The organism is Saccharothrix deserti, from assembly GCF_009769385.1.
GTDB lineage: Bacteria > Actinomycetota > Actinomycetes > Mycobacteriales > Pseudonocardiaceae > Actinosynnema > Actinosynnema deserti.
Genome location: NZ_VKAB01000008.1, coordinates 176420 through 193264, shown reverse-complemented (window position 1 = coordinate 193264; position 16845 = coordinate 176420). Strand labels below are relative to the sequence as shown.

Sequence of the window (16845 nt, the reverse complement as noted above, 5' to 3'; positions counted from 1 at the left end):
CCGCCTCGACAACGTTGTCGTGCGTGTGGTGTGGCACGAAGTCCTCCTCGACGCGGGGGTCTGCGCGGGACGGGATTTCGTGGAGGCTAGTCCGATCGGGTGATGGGGTGGTAGCCGCCGAATGGCCGTCATCTGAAATCTAGATCGGTAGCAGGTCGAAAGTTTCGAGGAACGGCAGCGCGCCGGCGTGCTGGAGCGCGGCGGCGGACAGCCAGACGCTCAGGATCGTGATCAGCGGGCCGACGACCGCCATCTCGACCTTGCCGCCGGTCTTCATCCGCATGATCTTCGGCGGCGCGACGGGGAACCACGTCTTGCCCATCAGCGGGATCGGCCACAGGATCGGACAGCCCTGTTCGGTGATCGCGTCGCCCAGGTAGTGGGCCACGCAGCCGACGCCGACCGCCACACCGCACGCCGCCGCGCTGGCCGGTGTCTGTGCCGTCCAGGCCACGCAGGCGACGGTGATGGCGGCCGAGACGCCGGTGATCAGCAGGGCGTCCTTCTGCGGGCACCAGTCGTTCATGATCCCGCGCACGGCCAGGCCCGCGAACACGAACATCAGCACCGGCAGCGCCCACTTCTGCGACTGCTGGACCACGGCCGTGGTGCCGAGGGCGGCGGCCAGCGCGAACGCCAGCGTGTGCGTGAGCCCGCGGTGGCCGCCGTCCCGGTTCGAGTCCTTCCGGGTGCGGGTGGTGCGGTAGACGAACGAGCTGATCGTGTTGATCAGGGCGGACGCGCCCGCGCTGACCGGCCCGAACGTGCGCGAGATCGTGGACGACGGGTGGTCCAGGTCCGGCAGCAGGGCGGCGCCGGTGGCGAGCACCGCGCCGACCGCCCAGCTCTGCGGGCTGAGCTGGCCGATGGGGTGGCTCTCGGCTATCGCGGTCACCGCGGCCCAGGCCAGCAGACCGCTCATGGCGTGGGTCGGACCCGTCGACAACGCTGCCCCCTCGATCACTCGTCCGGGTGTGAGGTTAGCCGGACCGACGCGGGTGGCGGTGGCAACCCGCGAACGCGTGTTCGAGTGTCGCCGTGGGGTCCTCCCCGTGCGGCGGGCCGGCGGCACGGCTGGTTGTATTGGGCGGGAGAACACATGTGCCACCCCGTCCGCGGCGTCCTGCCGGTGTGACGCCGTTCCCTTTTTCAGCCGAGGTGGACGCAAGCAACCCGACATAGCAGTACGCTTGTCTTGCTTGCATTGTCGCGAGAGGAGCGCCCTGAGTATGGGCAAGATCAAGGTTCAGGGGACAGTCGTCGAACTCGACGGCGACGAGATGACCCGGATCATCTGGCAGTTCATCAAGGACAAGCTGATCCACCCGTACCTGGACGTCAACCTCGAGTACTACGACCTGGGCATCGAGCACCGGGACGCGACCGACGACCAGGTCACGATCGACTCCGCGCACGCCATCAAGAAGCACGGCGTCGGCGTGAAGTGCGCCACCATCACGCCGGACGAGGCGCGGGTCGAGGAATTCGGCTTGAAGAGGATGTGGGTCTCGCCGAACGGCACGATCCGCAACATCCTCGGCGGCGTGGTGTTCCGCGAGCCGATCATCATCTCGAACATCCCGCGGCTGGTGCCGGGCTGGACGAAGCCGATCATCATCGGCCGTCACGCCCACGGCGACCAGTACAAGGCGACCAACTTCAAGGTCCCCGGCGCGGGTCAGCTGACCATCACGTTCACGCCCGAGGACGGCTCCGAGCCGATCAAGCACGTGGTCGCCAACTACGGCGCCGACGGCGGCGTGGCGATGGGCATGTACAACTTCAACAAGTCCATCGAGGACTTCGCGCGCGCCTCGTTCTCCTACGGGTTGCAGCGCAACTACCCGGTGTACATGTCGACCAAGAACACCATCCTCAAGGCGTACGACGGTGCGTTCAAGGACATCTTCCAGAAGGTGTTCGAGGAGGAGTTCAAGGCGCAGTTCGAGGCGGCGGGCCTCACCTACGAGCACCGCCTGATCGACGACATGGTGGCCGCCGCGATGAAGTGGGAGGGCGGCTACGTCTGGGCGTGCAAGAACTACGACGGTGACGTGCAGTCCGACACGGTCGCGCAGGGCTTCGGCTCGCTGGGCCTGATGACGTCGGTGCTGATGACGCCGGACGGCAAGACCGTCGAGGCCGAGGCCGCGCACGGCACCGTCACCCGGCACTACCGCCAGCACCAGGCGGGCAAGCCGACGTCCACCAACCCGATCGCGTCGATCTTCGCGTGGACGGGTGGCCTGAAGCACCGCGGCAAGCTGGACGGCACGCCGGAGGTGACGGGCTTCGCGGAGACGCTGGAGCAGGTCATCGTCGAGACCGTCGAGAGCGGCCGGATGACCAAGGACCTGGCCGTGCTCGTCGGCCCGGACCAGGACTGGCTGACCACCGAGGACTTCCTCGGCACGCTGGACGAGAACCTCCAGAAGAAGATGGCCGGCTGAGGCCCGCTCTTCCGAGGTTGATCAGGGGACCGCTTCCGGGCGGTCCCCTGATCCGTTTCCAGGGTCGTTCGGGGTCCGGTCGGGTCTGGTCGGGTCCGTCTGGGTAGCGGGCTCACCCGTTCGGTTTCCCTGCGGAGTGGATTGTGGTCCGGGCCGGTGTGCGACGGCGCCGGGCGCGCTATATCTGCACTTCAGAAGAGGTGCCGGGGAGGCGTGATGTTCGGGATTCCTACGCGCGGCCTGGTTGTCGTCGGGGTGCTGGCGGCGGCCGGGTTCATGTACGTCACCAACGAGGCGAAGAAGTTGGGGGTGGAGGAGATGGCCGCCCGCGACTGCAGGGTGACGGTGATCGCCGACATCCTGAACGTGCGGTCCGGGCCCGCCGACACCCAGCCGATCGTGGCGACCATGCGCCGCGACGCGGTGGTGGAGGCCGAGCGGCGGGTCGAGAACGGGTTCCGGTTGCTCTCCGACGGGCGGTGGGTGAAGGACGAGTTCGTGACGCCCACGTCGGACAGCAACTGCACGTGATGTGATTGGTGGATGTTCTTCCTGTGGCGGTCGTTCCGCCGTGACGTGGTGACGTGCGCGTGCGAGCCGGAGTGGCCGGGGCTGCGCTCTTCGGTGGACGGGCACGAGGTGGCCGGGGTGCCGTCGCCGGAAGGCAGCAGCCCGTTGGTGCTCATGCTGCGGCTGGACGCGTCCTGCACCGGGTGCGGCGCGGATTACCCGTACGGCTGGGCGGTCGCCGAGCGCCGATAGGCTGCGCCGGTGCTGACTGTCTCGACGATCAACGTCAACGGGCTGCGTGCGGCCGCCAAGAAGGGCTACCTGGAGTGGCTCGCCGCCACGTCCGCCGACGTCGTGTGCCTGCAGGAGGTGCGGGCCGAGCCGGGGCAGTTGTCCGACGAGGTGCGGTCGCCCGAGGGGTGGCACGTGGCGCACGCGTACTCCGAGGTGAAGGGGCGCAACGGGGTCGCGGTGCTGACGCGGGTCGCGCCGGAGGCCGTCCGGATCGGGTTCGGGGTGGCCGAGTTCGAGCACTCCGGTCGGTACGTCGAGGTCGAGTTGGCGGACGTCGTGGTGGCGTCGCTCTACCTGCCCAGCGGTGACGTCGGCACGCCACGGCAGGACGAGAAGGACCGGTTCATGGCCGCGTTCCTGCCGTACCTGGTGGAACTGCGCGACAAGGCCGCCGCCGACGGGCGTGAGGTGCTGGTGTGCGGTGACTGGAACATCGCGCACCGGCCCGAGGACCTGAAGGCGTGGAAGACGAACCAGAAGTCGTCCGGGTTCCTGCCCGAGGAGCGGGCGTGGATGGACCGGGTGTTCGGTGAGGCGCGGTACGTCGATGTCGTGCGGTCGCTGCACCCCGACGTGACCGGGCCGTACACGTGGTGGTCGTACCGGGGCAAGGCGTTCGACAACGACTCCGGCTGGCGGATCGACCTCCACGTGGCGACCGGGGGTCTGGCCCAGACCGCGAAGACCGCCGTGGTCGAGCGCGCCGCCACGTACGGCGAGCGCTGGTCGGACCACGCGCCGGTGACCGTGGTCTACGGGGACTGAAAGCGACTGAAAAGCCTTACCCGTCAACGGAACCGATCAACACGACGATCGACTTCGCTCGTTCGGCCGCACTTCACCCCGAGTTCGTGACCTGCTCCGCGGTTCGTGAGAACTTTTCACCAACCGAGACACGGGGAGCGGTCGATGGGGATCAGCCGGCGGCGTTTCTTCCAGGCGGCGGGTGCGGCGGGCGCCGTGTTGGTGTGGGGTGGGCCCGCTTGGGCGGCCACCACCGGCACCACCTTGGACACCGCGGCGACAGCGGCGGGCACCGCGGGGTACCGGAGGCTTCAGGCGGGGCCCGGGTGGCCGGTGGTGGTGCGGTCGGATCTGGCCACGCCCGGTGCGGGGCGGGCTGATCGGCGCACGTCGCTGGCCTGCTTCGTCCAGTTCACCGACATGCACATGGTCGACACGCAGAGCCCGGCCCGCTTCGAGTACACGCACCCGTTGCTGGGCGCCGGAGCGTTCCGGGCGCACGAGACGCTGGCCCAGCACACGTCCACCGCGCTCGTGCAGAAGATGAACGACATCCGCACCGGGCCGTTCACCGGCCGTCCGATCGACTTCATGATGACCACGGGCGACAACACCGACAACCACGAACTGGTCGAGCTGGACTGGTTCCTCACCGTCCTCAACGGCGGCCGGATCACCGCCAACACCGGCGACCCGAGCCGGTACGAAGGCGTGCAGGACTCCGGCGTCAAGGCCTACTGGAACCCGCACTCCACCCTGCCGGACGACTACAAGGCCAAGGGCTTCCCGCAGGTCCCCGGCCTGCTCGACGCCGCGATCCGCCCGTTCGGCAGCCCCGGCCTGCGCATCCCCTGGTACTGCACCTTCGGCAACCACGACGACAGCGTGGTCGGCTCGCTGCCCGACGGCATCCCGTTGGTCGACGACCTCTACACCTCGAACCGCAAGATCTTCGGCTTCAGTGAAGCCGACGCGGCGCAGCGCGTCGCCCGCGCCATGACGGACCCGGCCCACGTGCTGGACGCGGCCACGGTGATCAGCCAGGGCGGGCTGGTCCGCACGGTCACCCCGGACGCCCGCCGCCGGCCGTTCAGCACGGCCGAGTTCGTCCAGGCCCACCTCGACCCGCGCCACACCGGACCCGGCCCGCACGGCCACGGCTTCACCCCGGACAACGCCGACGGCGTCGACGTCTTCTACACCTTCCGCATCGCACCCGGCGTCACCGGCGTCAGCCTCGACACCACGACCACCGCGGGCTTCGCCGACGGCTCGATCGGCCTGCACCAGTACCTCTGGCTGGAACGGACGCTGAAGCGCAGCAGCTCCCGCTACTACGACGTGTTCGGCCTCCAGCACCGCCAGGACGTCACCGACGAGCTGTTCATCCTGTTCAGCCACCACACCAGCTGGACCATGGGCAACGTCCTCCCGGACCGCCGCCGCCCGCTCGACCCGCGCCTGGACGGCGACGCGCTGGTCACCCTCCTCGGCCGGTTCCCGAACGTGGTGGCCTGGGTCAACGGCCACACCCACCAGAACCGGATCGTCGCGCACGGCACGGGCGACCGGGCGTTCTGGGAGATCAACACCGCCGCGCACGTCGACCACCCGCAGCACGCCCGGATCATCGAGCTGGCCGACAACGGCGACGGCACGTTGTCCCTGTTCACGACCCTGGTCGAGGGTGACGCGCCCTACCAGGCCGACTACGACGACTTCTCGCCGCGCGGCCTCGCCGCACTGGCCCGCGAGTTCGCGTTCAACGACCCGCACGCCGACCCGAACGCGGTCGGCGCGGTGACCGACCGCAACACCGAACTCCTCGTCGCGGGGAGGGCGCCGGTCCGCTGAAGCGGCGGCGGTGAGCCGGAAAGCCCGCAGTGCTCGAAATCACTTCCGGCGTGATCAGGAATTTTCGGCACATAGGGTCGTTGTCGTGGCCGTGGACATCTCGATCACCCCGCCCGAACCGACGCCGAGCCCGTCGGCGATGCGACGCGCGTTGCGCCGTGCCGCAGACGGCGCCGTGCTGGACGTCACCGAAGCCGCCGTGCTGCTGCACGCGCGCGGTGACGACCTGGACGCGCTGCTGGAGGCCGCGGGCCGGGTGCGTGACGCCCACCTGCTGGCGGAGGGGCGGCCGGGCGTCGTCACCTACAGCCGCAACGCGTTCATCCCGCTGACCCGCCTGTGCCGGGACCGCTGTCACTACTGCACGTTCGCGACCGTCCCGCACAAGCTGCCCGCCGCGTTCCTGGAGCGGGACGAGGTGCTGGACATCGCCCGCCAGGCCGCCGCCCAGGGCTGCAAGGAAGCCCTCTTCACGCTGGGCGACCGGCCCGAGGAGCGGTGGCCGCAGGCGCGCGAGTGGCTGGAGGCGCGCGGCTACTCCTCGACGCTCGACTACGTGCGGGCCAGTGCGATCGCCGTGCTGGAGGAGACCGGCCTGCTGCCGCACCTCAACCCCGGCGTGCTGAGCTGGGAGGAGTTGCAGCGGCTGCGGCCGGTCGCGGCCAGCATGGGGATGATGCTGGAGACCACGGCCGAGCGGCTGTGGTCGGAGAAGGGCGGCGCGCACTACGGCAGCCCGGACAAGGAGCCCGCGGTCCGGCTGCGGGTGCTCACCGACGCGGGCCGGGTGAACGTGCCGTTCACCACCGGGATCCTGATCGGCATCGGCGAGACGATCACCGAACGCGCCGAGTCGCTGCTGGCCATGCGCGGTGTCGCCCGCCAGTACGGGCACATCCAGGAAGTGATCATCCAGAACTTCCGGGCCAAGCCGGACACCGCGATGCGCGGTATGCCGGACGCCGACCTGCACGAACTGGCCGCCACGATCGCGGTGGCGCGGCTGGTCATGCCGTCGTCCACGAGCGTGCAGGCGCCGCCGAACCTGGTCGGCGGCGAGTTCGGCCTGATGCTGCGCGCGGGCATCGACGACTGGGGCGGCGTGTCGCCGGTGACGCCGGACCACGTCAACCCCGAACGCCCGTGGCCGCAGGTGGACGCGTTGGCCGAGCACACCCGGGAAGCCGGGTTCGACCTGCGAGAACGCCTCGCCGTCTACCCGCGGTACGTGACCGCGACCGCCGGGCAGTGGATCGACACCCGGCTGACCGCGCACGTCTCCGCGTTGGCGCGGGAGGACGGGCTGGCCGAGCCGGACGCCCCGGTCGTCGGCCGCGAGTGGCAGGAGCCGGACGGCGGGCTCGACACCTACGGCCGGGCCGACCTGAACACCGCCATCGACACCGAGGGGCGCACCGAGGACCGTCGTAGCGACTTCGACAGCGTCTACGGCGACTGGGCGTCGTTGAGCGTGCCGAAGGCCGTCGAGAGGCTGCCCGAGGACGCGGCACGCGCGCTCAAGCTCGCCGCGTCGGACCCGGCCAAGCTCCTGGACGACACGGACGCCGCCATGGCGCTGCTCACGGCCGACGGCGCGGCCCTGGAGACCATGACCAGGCTCGCCGACGAACTGCGCGCCGAGGTGGTCGGCGACGACGTCACCTACGTGGTCAACCGCAACATCAACTTCTCCAACGTCTGCTACGTCGGCTGCCGCTTCTGCGCGTTCGCCCAGCGTGAGCGGGACGCGGACGCGTTCCGGCTGTCCGTGGCGGAGGTCGCCGACCGCGCCCAGGAGGCGTGGGACGCGGGCGCCACCGAGATCTGCATGCAGGGCGGTATCGACCCGAAGCTGCCGGTCACCTACTACGCGGACGTCGTGCGCGGGATCAAGACCAGGGTCCCCGGCATGCACGTCCACGCGTTCAGCCCGATGGAGATCGTCAGCGGGGCGGCCAAGGCGGGCGTGAGCGTGCGCGAGTGGCTGACCGAGCTGCGCGACGCCGGCCTGGACACCATCCCCGGCACCGCCGCCGAGATCCTCGACGACGACGTGCGCTGGGTGCTGACCAAGGGCAAGCTGCCCACCGCGACCTGGCTGGACGTGGTCGGCACCGCGCACGAGCTGGGCATTCGCTCGTCGTCCACGATGATGTACGGCCACGTCGACCACCCCGGCCACTGGCTGGGGCACTTCCGGACGCTGGCGGCCCTCCAGGACCGCACGGGCGGCCTCACCGAGTTCGTCGGCCTGCCGTTCGTGCACCGCAACGCGCCGATCTACCTGGCGGGCGTGGCCCGTCCCGGCCCGACGCGGCGCGACAACCGGGCCGTGCACGCGTTCGCCCGGCTCGCCCTGCACGGGCGGGTCGACAACATCCAGTGCTCGTGGGTCAAGCTCGGCGACGAGGGCACCGCCGAGGTGCTGCGCGGCGGCGCCAACGACCTGGGCGGAACGCTCATGGAGGAGACCATCAGCCGCATGGCGGGCTCCGAACACGGCTCCGCGCGCACCACCGAGGAGCTGCACGCGACGGCGGCCCTGGCCGGTCGGCCGGCGAGGCAGCGCACTACGACGTATGGGCGAGTGGACGTCGTCAGCTGACCCCCTGGACTCGGGGGTGTGATCGTCAGTCGTTACTCTGCCGCCGGTCGCGTTTACCTGAACTGAACACCCCAGCCCCACAGCTTCGGTAGGTTCGCGGCCGTCCGTCAACAAGGTTCACTCCTTCGTGGGTGACACGGTGTTGGTGAGGAGGCTGGGCAGTTGCGCGGTCGCGGTGTGGTCCTGGGTCTGGTCCTGGGCGCGGCGTCATCCCTGGTCGTCGAAGGTGTCGCGGTGGCAGCAGCCGACAGCTCGGTGGCGGCTCCGGTCTCGCTCGAGGCGCCGGTCGGCATCGCCGCGGTGGCCTTCGGCGTGGTCGGTCTGGTGGCCGGCCTGGTCCGCCGCCACAGGGCAGCGGTGGTGCGGGCGGCGGCCGACGAGCCTGCCCTCGGCGGAGCCGAAAATCGGACGACAGCCGGCGGAGGCGACGATCAGATCGCCGTCGGCGGAGCCGACAATCGGACGACAGTCGGCGGAGTCGACAGCCGGACGACAGTCGGCGGAGTCGACAGCCGGACGACAGTCGGCGGAGTCGACAGCCGGACGACAGTCGGCGGAGTCGACAGCCGGACGGCCGTCGCCGCAGGCGACAATCAGGCAGAGGTGCGGCCCGCTACCACCGGGGTCTGATCCGCCTGGGAGAATCACCCGCGTGGTCGTCGAAAACTCCGCTGAGAACGCCGTGGGCGCGTCCGTTGGACAGCCCGCCGAGAACGCGGCTCCGGTGAGCCGTCCCCGCGTGTTGTCCGGCATCCAGCCGACCGCGGGTTCGTTCCACCTCGGCAACTACCTCGGCGCGATCCGCCAGTGGGTGGCGTTGCAGGAGACGCACGACGCGTTCTACTGCGTCGTGGACCTGCACGCGATCACCGTCGAGCAGGACCCGAAGGTGCTGCGGCAGAACACCCGGGTGTCCGCCGCGCAGCTCCTCGCACTGGGCATCGACCCGGACCGCGCGTCGCTGTTCGTGCAGTCGCACGTGCCCGAGCACGCCCAGCTCGCCTGGGTCATGCAGTGCCTGACCGGGTTCGGCGAGGCGAGCCGGATGACCCAGTTCAAGGACAAGTCCGCGCGGCAGGAGGCCTCCGTCGGCGTGGGCCTGTTCACCTACCCGATCCTGCAGGCCGCGGACATCCTGCTGTACCAGGCGCACCACGTGCCGGTCGGCGAGGACCAGCGCCAGCACCTGGAGCTGACCCGCGACCTGGCGCAGCGGTTCAACACCCGGTACGGCAAGACGTTCCGGCTGCCCGAGCCGTACATCGTCAAGGACACCGCCAAGATCTACGACCTCCAGGACCCGACGTCGAAGATGTCGAAGTCGGTGCCCGCGGGCGTGGTGGAGCTGTTGGAGGACCCGAAGCGGTCGGCCAAGAAGATCCGGTCGGCGGTCACGGACACCGGGCGCGAGATCGTGTACGACCCGGCGGCGAAGGCCGGCGTGAGCAACCTGCTGGTGATCTACTCGGCGTTGACGGGCCGGTCGGTCGAGTCGCTGGTCGCCGACTACGACGGCAAGGGCTACGGGGACCTGAAGAAGGACCTCGGCGAGGTGTTCACCGAGTTCGTCACGCCGGTGCGGGCGCGGGTGGCCGAGTACCTGGACGACACCGCCGAGCTGGACAAGGTGCTGGCGCGCGGTGCGGAGCGGGCGCGTTCGGTGGCGTCGAAGACGCTGGCCAGGGTGTACGACCGGATCGGCTTCCTGTCGACTGGCGAGTGATCACTTGACGGACTAGCTTTTCCGTGTGGCGGAAAAGGCTCGGGCGCAAGGCTCTGGGGCGCGGGATGCTGGTGCGGGGTCGAAGCTCGACCGGATGCGTCGGGAACGGCCGTGGCTCGACCACCTGTTCCGCGCCGCCCAGCGGTACAGCGAGCAGTACGGGGCGCACTACGCGGCGGCCGTGACGTACTTCAGCGTGCTGTCGCTGGTGCCGATGCTGATGATCGGCTTCGCCATCGCCGGTTTCGTGCTGTCCTCGCAGCCGGGGATGCTGGACGAGCTGAAGGCGGGCATCACCGAGGCGGTGCCCGGCACGCTCGGCAGCACCATCAACGAGGTGGTGGAGCAGGCGATCGCGTCCAAGGGCACGGTGGGTGTGCTCGGTCTGCTGACCGCCGCCTACTCCGGTCTCGGCTGGATGAGCAACCTGCGTGACGCGTTGACCGCGCAGTGGGGCCACGCGAAGGCCGACCTGCCGTTCCTGAAGACGGCGCTGAAGGACCTGCTGGCGCTCATCAGCCTCGGTGTGGCCCTGGTGGTGTCGTTCGGCCTCACGGCGGTCGGCAGCGGGTTCGCCGAGCTGGTGCTGCGGTGGATGGGCCTGGACGGCGTGGGGTGGGCCGAGGCGATGCTGAAGGTCGGCACGATCGTGCTGGCCCTGGTCGCGAACTGGCTGGTGTTCCTGTGGGTGCTGGCGAAGCTGCCGCGCGAGCCCGTGGGGTGGCGCAGCGCGATCAAGGGCGCGGCGGCGGCGGCGATCGGGTTCGAGACCCTCAAGCAGGTCGCGACGATCTACCTGAGCACGGTCACGACGTCACCGGCCGGCGCGGCGTTCGGGCCGATCATCGGTGTGCTGGTGTTCGCGAACCTGGTGGCCCAGTTCCTGCTGTTCATCACCGCCTGGACGGCCACGGCGCGGGAGAACCTGCGGAAGGACCCGCCGCCGCCACCACCGCCCGCCGTGATCCGGCCCGTGGTGGAGGTGCGGTCGGGCCCCAGCACCCGCACCGCCGCCGGGCTGGTCGGTGCGGGGCTGCTGCTGGGGTCGTTGTTCCGGCGGCGTTGACAGCGGGCTCTTACGTCCAGAAGACCGCGACGCCGGTGTTGAGGACCACCAGGCCCGCGAGCGCCGGGGTGAGCCACGTGGCGGGCTTCGGCTTGCTCAGGTTCACCGCGACCAGACCCGCGATCACGACGACGACCAGCAGTTTCACGCCGATCTTGAGGTGGTTGTAGTCCTGGTCGGTCAACGGTGCCAAACCGACCAGGGCCACGCCGGTCAACAGCTGGAGCGCGCTGCCGTGCAGCCAACCCTTGTTCAGCGGGGCGTCCGCCCCGGCCCGGCGCTGGACGAAGAACATCGCGACGAGCATGCCCATGCCCAGCAGGTGCAGGAACACCAGCAGTAGGCGCACGAACTCCACGGCGGAGCCTCCAGGTGTGGTGGGGTTGTTGCTGGGTTATTTGCTTCGGGTGCTTCGGGTGCTTCGGGTGGCGCGCAGGCCGCGCACGCCCAACACGCCGATGACCGTGCCGAATGTGAGCGACGCGACAACGAGCAGCAGGTGAACGGTGAAGAACGCGGTCGGGCCGCTGTCCCACGAACGGGTGTCCTTCCAGATGTTGCGCAGGAAGGTCGGCCAGATCACCCAGGACCACACCCCGAAGGCAAGCAGGAACACGGACATGCCGCGGGAGAGCTTCACCTGAGCAGTATCGGACGTGGCGGGTGCAGGTCACTCATCCGGGGTGGATAGCCTGGGCGGGTGCGTTCCTCCGCGTTCCGACGGCCCGTTGCCCTGGTCCTGGCTGCCTGCGCGCTGATGGCCACCGCGGTCTTCGCGGCCGCGCCGGTCGCGGTGGCCCAGCCGGCTTGCGAGAACAAGGTGTCACCGCCACCCGCGGTCGACACATCCGAACAGGTGGCACCGGGTGAGAAGCCACCTCCACCGATCGAGGTCCCGGAAAACCCGGTCGGTGGACAGAGGCTCGGCGAGTGCGGCCTCGTGCTGCCGCCGAACGCGCCGGTGCCGCCGGACGGCATCACCGCCAAGAGCTGGCTCCTGGCGGACATGAACAGCGGCGCCGTGCTGGCGGCGCTCGACCCGCACGGTCGGCAGCGGCCCGCCTCGGTGATCAAGGTGCTGCTCGCGACGGTGGTGGCCAAGGAGCTGGCCCCGAACGCGACGGTGGCGGCCACGCCCGAGGACATCGCGCAGGAGTGCACCTGCATCGGGCTGCGCAACGGCGCCCAGTACACCGTCGAGCAGCTGCTCCAGGCGCTGGTGATGGCGTCGGGCAACGACGTGGCGCACGCGCTGGCCCGTCGGCTGGGCGGGGTGCCGTCGGCGATCCGCAAGATGAACGCGCTGGCCGCCGAGCTGGGCGCGTCGGACACGCGGGCGGTGACGCCGTCCGGGCTGGACGCGCCGGGCACGTCGACGTCGGCCTACGACGTGGCGTTGATCTTCCGCGAGGCGATGAAGTACCCGGACTTCGTCAAGGCCGTGATGACGCAGCGCATCGACTTCCCGAGGGCCGACGGCAACGGGACCATCCCGATCGTCAACGACAACCGGCTGCTGACCACGTACCAGGGTGCGCTGGGCGGTAAGTCCGGTTTCACCGACGACGCCCAGAACACCTACGTCGGCGCGGCGGAGCGGAACGGGAAGAAGCTGGTCGTGGTGTTGCTGCGGGGGCAGCAGCAGCCCCTCCGGATGACCGACCAGGCGGCTCGCCTGCTGGACTACGGGTTCGCCCTGGAGCCGGCGGCGTCCGGCAACCCCGTCGGCCGGTTGGTCGAGGGCGCGCCTCAGGCGAAGAAGAAGACCGTCGAGCCCACCCCGACCAGCGCGGGTGTTGGCGAGGTGGCCAACACGACGCCGGACGGCAGCCAGCCCTCGGCCATGCACACGGCCTTCGGCAACGTGGGCGGCCCGATCACCGCCGTGGCCGGCCTGGGCCTGGTCCTCGCCATGTTCATGTACCTCCGCAACCGCCGAGCCAAGGCCGCCCGAGCAGCCCGAGCAGCCGCCCAAGCCCGTCAGCAAACGCAGGTCTGAGCGTTGAATTCGGGGTACGCGAATGTAGGACTCTCGGCACCTGAACGTAGGACTCTCGCGAGAGTCCTACGTTCGCGTTGCGAGAGTCCTACGTTCGGAACACCTGAATTCAACGTTCAGGACGTGCCAGAGGGCCCCTGAGCGTGGCTCAGGGGCCCTCTGGCGGTGTGGAGACCGGTGGTCAGACGCGCTTGAACAGGAGGGCGCGCTTGACCTCCTGGATGGCCTTCGTGACCTGGATGCCACGCGGGCAGGCGTCGGTGCAGTTGAACGTCGTCCGGCAGCGCCACACGCCGTCGATGTCGTTCAGGATGTCCAGCCGCTCCTCGGCGCCCTCGTCACGGCTGTCGAAGATGAACCGGTGCGCGTTCACGATCGCCGCGGGGCCGAAGTAGGAGCCCTCGGTCCAGTACACCGGGCACGACGTGGTGCACGCCGCGCACAGGATGCACTTCGTGGTGTCGTCGAACCGCTCGCGGTCGGCGATGGACTGCACGCGCTCACGCGTCGGCTCGTTGCCGTACGTGATGAGGTACGGCTTGACCGCCTTGAACGCCTCGAAGAACGGCTCCATGTCGACCAGCAGGTCCTTGTGGACCGGCAGCCCCTTGATGGGCTCGATGGTGATCGTGGTCGGCTTGTCACCGCCCGCCAGCAGGTCCTTCAGCAGCACCTTGCACGCCAGCCGGTTCACGCCGTTGATGCGCATGGCGTCCGAGCCGCAGATGCCGTGCGCGCACGACCGGCGGAACGTCAGGGTCCCGTCGATGTACCACTTCACGTAGTGCAGCAGGTTCAGCACGCGGTCCGACGGGAGGGCCGGGATCTCGAACGAGTCCCAGCGCGGTTCGTCGTCGAACTCCGAGTTGAACCGGCGGATCTTCAGGGTGACGGTGATCGCGCCGTCCGGCACGGGGGGCTGGTTCCCGCGCGAGCCGGTGGACACTTCAGCGGTAGCGGTCATCAGTACTTGCGCTCCATCGGCTGGTACCGGGTGAACGTCACGGGCTTGTAGTCGAGCCGGATGTCGGCCGCCAAGCCGTCGCCCTGCTTGTAGTACATGCTGTGGCGCATGAAGTTCGTGTCGTCGCGGTTCGGGTAGTCCTCGCGCGCGTGACCGCCGCGGGACTCCTTGCGCGCCAGCGCGCCCACGACCAGAACCTCGGCCAGCTCCAACAGGAAGCCCAGCTCGACGGCTTCGAGGAGGTCGGTGTTGAACCGCTTCCCCTTGTCCTGCACGGTGATCCGCTGGTACCGCTCCTTCAACGCCTGCACGTCGTGCAACGCTGTCTTGAGCGTGTCCTCGGTGCGGTACACCGACGCGTTCGCGTCCATCGTGGCCTGCAGCTCGGTGCGGATGTCCGCCACGCGCTCCTGGCCGTGCTCGGACAGCACCAGCGCCACCTGCGCCTCGACCTGCGCGGCCGGGTTCTCCGGCAGCTCCACGTGCTCGTGCGCCAACGCGTACTCGGCGGCGGCGATGCCCGCACGGCGGCCGAACACGTTGATGTCCAACAGCGAGTTGGTGCCGAGGCGGTTCGCGCCGTGCACGGACACGCACGCGCACTCACCGGCGGCGTAGAGGCCGGGCACGACGTTGTCGTTGTCCCGCAACACCTCGCCGTGCACGTTGGTCGGGATGCCACCCATCGCGTAGTGCGCGGTCGGGTAGACCGGCACCGGCTCCTTCACCGGGTCGACCGCGAGGTACGTGCGGGCGAACTCGGTGATGTCCGGGAGCTTGCTCTCCAGCACCTCGGCGCCCAGGTGCGTGCAGTCCAGCAGCACGTAGTCCTTGTTCGGACCGGCGCCGCGGCCTTCCAGCACCTCCAACGCCATGGAGCGGGCCACGATGTCGCGCGGCGCGAGGTCCTTGATGGTGGGTGCGTACCGCTCCATGAACCGCTCGCCGGCGGCGTTGCGGAGGATCGCGCCCTCACCGCGCGCGCCCTCCGTCAGGAGGATCCCCAGGCCCGCGAGACCGGTCGGGTGGAACTGGTAGAACTCCATGTCCTCCAGCGGCAGGCCCTTGCGGAACACGATGCCCATGCCGTCGCCGGTCAGCGTGTGCGCGTTGGACGTGGTCTTGAAGACCTTGCCGAAGCCGCCGGTGGCGAACACCACGGACTTGGCCTGGAACACGTGGATCTCGCCGGTCGCCAGCTCGTAGGCCACCGCGCCGGTGCACACCGGACCGTCGGCGGTCTCGGTCATGCAGATGTCGAGCACGTAGAACTCGTTGAAGAACTCGATGCCGTGCTTGACGCAGTTCTGGTACAGCGTCTGCAGGATCATGTGGCCGGTGCGGTCGGCCGCGTAGCACGCCCGGCGCACGGCCGCCTCGCCGTGGTTGCGGGTGTGGCCGCCGAACCGCCGCTGGTCGATCTTGCCCTCGGGCGTGCGGTTGAACGGCAGGCCCATCTTCTCCAGGTCGAGGACCGCGTCGATGGCCTCCTTCGCCATGATCTCGGCGGCGTCCTGGTCGACCAGGTAGTCACCGCCCTTGATCGTGTCGAAGGTGTGCCACTCCCAGTTGTCCTCTTCCACGTTCGCCAGCGCGGCGCACATGCCGCCCTGCGCGGCGCCCGTGTGGGACCTGGTCGGGTAGAGCTTGGTGAGCACCGCCGTGCGGGCCCGCTGGCCGGACTCGATCGCCGCGCGCATCCCGGCGCCACCCGCGCCGATGATGACGACGTCGTACTTGTGGAACTGCATGGCTCTAGTACTCCCCGCGGCGGGTCAGTCGGTGATGTTCGGGTCGAAGGTGAAGATCACGTACGTGCCGAGGGCGATGATCAGCACCATCGAGCAGTACAGGAGCACCTTGAGCCAGAACCGGGTCGCGTCCTTGCGGGCGTAGTCGTTGATCACGGTGCGCAGGCCGTTGCCGCCGTGGATCTGGGCCAGCCACAGCATGGCCAGGTCCCAGAACTGCCAGAACGGCGAGGCCCACCGGCCCGCGACGAAGCCGAAGTTGATGCGGTGCACGCCGCCGTCGAGGATGTTCATGATGAACAGGTGCCCGAGCACCAGCACGACCAGCGCGACACCCGAGATGCGCATGAACAGCCAGCTGTACAGCTCGAAGTTGTTGCGGCGTGCGGCGGGACGGCGCGGGGTGCGCGGCCTGGCCAGGGTCAGCTCGCTCATGATCAGTGACCCCCGAACAGATCGGACACCGTGCGGACCATCATGAAGTAGGTGCCGGGGATCATGACGAGCACCCAGACACCGAGGATCGCCCACAACATCTGCCGCTGGTAGCGCGGGCCCTTGGCCCAGAAGTCGACCAGCATCACGCGGATGCCGTTGAGCGCGTGGTAGAGGACCGCGCCGACCAGGCCGACCTCGAACAGGTTGACGATCGGGTTCTTGTAGGTCTCGATGACCTTGTCGTACGCGTCCGGGGACACCCGCACCAGCGCGGTGTCCAGGACGTGTGCGAACAGGAAGAAGAACGTCAACACACCGGTGATGCGGTGGGCGACCCAGGACCACATCCCCAGGTCGCCGCGGTAGAGCGTTCCGCCCCCTTTAGAGGTGCCCGCCCGCTCGGGTGCGGTGGTGCCGGCCATGCGCAACGGCCTCCAGCGTCAGTGG

At 69.4% G+C, this 16845-nt stretch carries 17 protein-coding genes; 10 read left to right on the top strand and 7 right to left on the bottom strand.

Annotated elements, in window-relative coordinates; genetic code table 11:
• Positions 1–139 precede the first annotated feature (139 nt).
• On the bottom strand, positions 140–946 hold the full coding sequence (locus FM051_RS18170; RefSeq protein ID WP_158845322.1) for a metal-dependent hydrolase: 807 nt from the start codon (positions 944–946) through the stop codon (positions 140–142).
• Between the two features lie 283 nt (positions 947–1229).
• On the opposite strand from FM051_RS18170, the gene FM051_RS18165 reads away from it, so the two are divergent.
• From FM051_RS18165 to yhjD, 9 genes are all read left to right on the top strand, one after another.
• Positions 1230–2450 carry an NADP-dependent isocitrate dehydrogenase gene (locus FM051_RS18165; protein ID WP_158844538.1) on the top strand — a complete coding sequence of 407 codons (1221 nt, stop codon included), beginning with the start codon at positions 1230–1232 and terminating at the stop codon, positions 2448–2450.
• Positions 2451–2666: 216 nt separating this feature from the next.
• A complete protein-coding gene (locus tag FM051_RS18160) occupies positions 2667–2981 on the top strand; it encodes an SH3 domain-containing protein (RefSeq protein ID WP_158844535.1) in 315 nt (104 codons plus the stop codon).
• Positions 2982–2993: 12 nt separating this feature from the next.
• Positions 2994–3212, top strand: a complete 219-nt coding sequence (locus tag FM051_RS18155) for a hypothetical protein (RefSeq protein WP_158844532.1) — start codon at positions 2994–2996, stop codon at positions 3210–3212.
• A gap of 9 nt (positions 3213–3221) precedes the next feature.
• A complete protein-coding gene (locus FM051_RS18150; protein ID WP_158844529.1) occupies positions 3222–4019 on the top strand; it encodes an exodeoxyribonuclease III in 798 nt (265 codons plus the stop codon).
• 144 nt (positions 4020–4163) lie between these two features.
• Complete coding sequence (locus FM051_RS18145) at positions 4164–5852, top strand: TIGR03767 family metallophosphoesterase (protein ID WP_158844526.1); 1689 nt, start codon at positions 4164–4166, stop codon at positions 5850–5852.
• An 85-nt stretch (positions 5853–5937) separates the two neighbouring features.
• Entirely contained in the window at positions 5938–8457 is a 2520-nt protein-coding gene (locus FM051_RS18140) for a bifunctional FO biosynthesis protein CofGH (RefSeq protein WP_158844521.1), read from the top strand.
• A gap of 177 nt (positions 8458–8634) precedes the next feature.
• Entirely contained in the window at positions 8635–9087 is a 453-nt protein-coding gene (locus tag FM051_RS18135; protein ID WP_158844518.1) for a hypothetical protein, read from the top strand.
• Between the two features lie 52 nt (positions 9088–9139).
• Entirely contained in the window at positions 9140–10180 is a 1041-nt protein-coding gene (gene trpS, locus FM051_RS18130; protein WP_202918917.1) for a tryptophan--tRNA ligase, read from the top strand.
• A 94-nt stretch (positions 10181–10274) separates the two neighbouring features.
• The gene (yhjD, locus tag FM051_RS18125; protein ID WP_158844515.1) at positions 10275–11246 is read left to right on the top strand and encodes an inner membrane protein YhjD; all 972 of its coding nucleotides are present in this window, start codon (positions 10275–10277) and stop codon (positions 11244–11246) included.
• A 10-nt stretch (positions 11247–11256) separates the two neighbouring features.
• Here yhjD and FM051_RS18120 read toward each other — a convergent pair whose 3' ends face one another.
• On the bottom strand, positions 11257–11604 hold the full coding sequence (locus FM051_RS18120) for a hypothetical protein (RefSeq protein WP_158844512.1): 348 nt from the start codon (positions 11602–11604) through the stop codon (positions 11257–11259).
• A gap of 36 nt (positions 11605–11640) precedes the next feature.
• On the bottom strand, positions 11641–11886 hold the full coding sequence (locus FM051_RS18115) for an SCO4848 family membrane protein (RefSeq protein ID WP_158844509.1): 246 nt from the start codon (positions 11884–11886) through the stop codon (positions 11641–11643).
• Between the two features lie 60 nt (positions 11887–11946).
• On the opposite strand from FM051_RS18115, the gene FM051_RS18110 reads away from it, so the two are divergent.
• Positions 11947–13245 (top strand): D-alanyl-D-alanine carboxypeptidase family protein, encoded by a 1299-nt coding sequence (locus FM051_RS18110; protein ID WP_158844507.1) that lies wholly within the window; start codon positions 11947–11949, stop codon positions 13243–13245.
• A 181-nt stretch (positions 13246–13426) separates the two neighbouring features.
• On the opposite strand, the gene FM051_RS18105 is transcribed toward FM051_RS18110, so the two are convergent.
• Genes FM051_RS18105 through sdhC form a run of 4 tightly spaced genes read right to left on the bottom strand, consistent with a single transcriptional unit; the run spans position 13427 to position 16820 of the window.
• On the bottom strand, positions 13427–14209 hold the full coding sequence (locus FM051_RS18105) for a succinate dehydrogenase iron-sulfur subunit (RefSeq protein ID WP_158844504.1): 783 nt from the start codon (positions 14207–14209) through the stop codon (positions 13427–13429).
• Positions 14209–15960 (bottom strand): succinate dehydrogenase flavoprotein subunit, encoded by a 1752-nt coding sequence (sdhA, locus tag FM051_RS18100; RefSeq protein ID WP_158844501.1) that lies wholly within the window; start codon positions 15958–15960, stop codon positions 14209–14211. The genes FM051_RS18105 and sdhA overlap by 1 nt, the downstream gene beginning before the upstream one ends.
• Before the next feature lie 24 nt (positions 15961–15984).
• On the bottom strand, positions 15985–16395 hold the full coding sequence (locus tag FM051_RS18095; RefSeq protein ID WP_158844498.1) for a succinate dehydrogenase hydrophobic membrane anchor subunit: 411 nt from the start codon (positions 16393–16395) through the stop codon (positions 15985–15987).
• Positions 16396–16397: 2 nt separating this feature from the next.
• Entirely contained in the window at positions 16398–16820 is a 423-nt protein-coding gene (gene sdhC, locus FM051_RS18090) for a succinate dehydrogenase, cytochrome b556 subunit (protein ID WP_158844495.1), read from the bottom strand.
• Positions 16821–16845 lie beyond the last annotated feature (25 nt).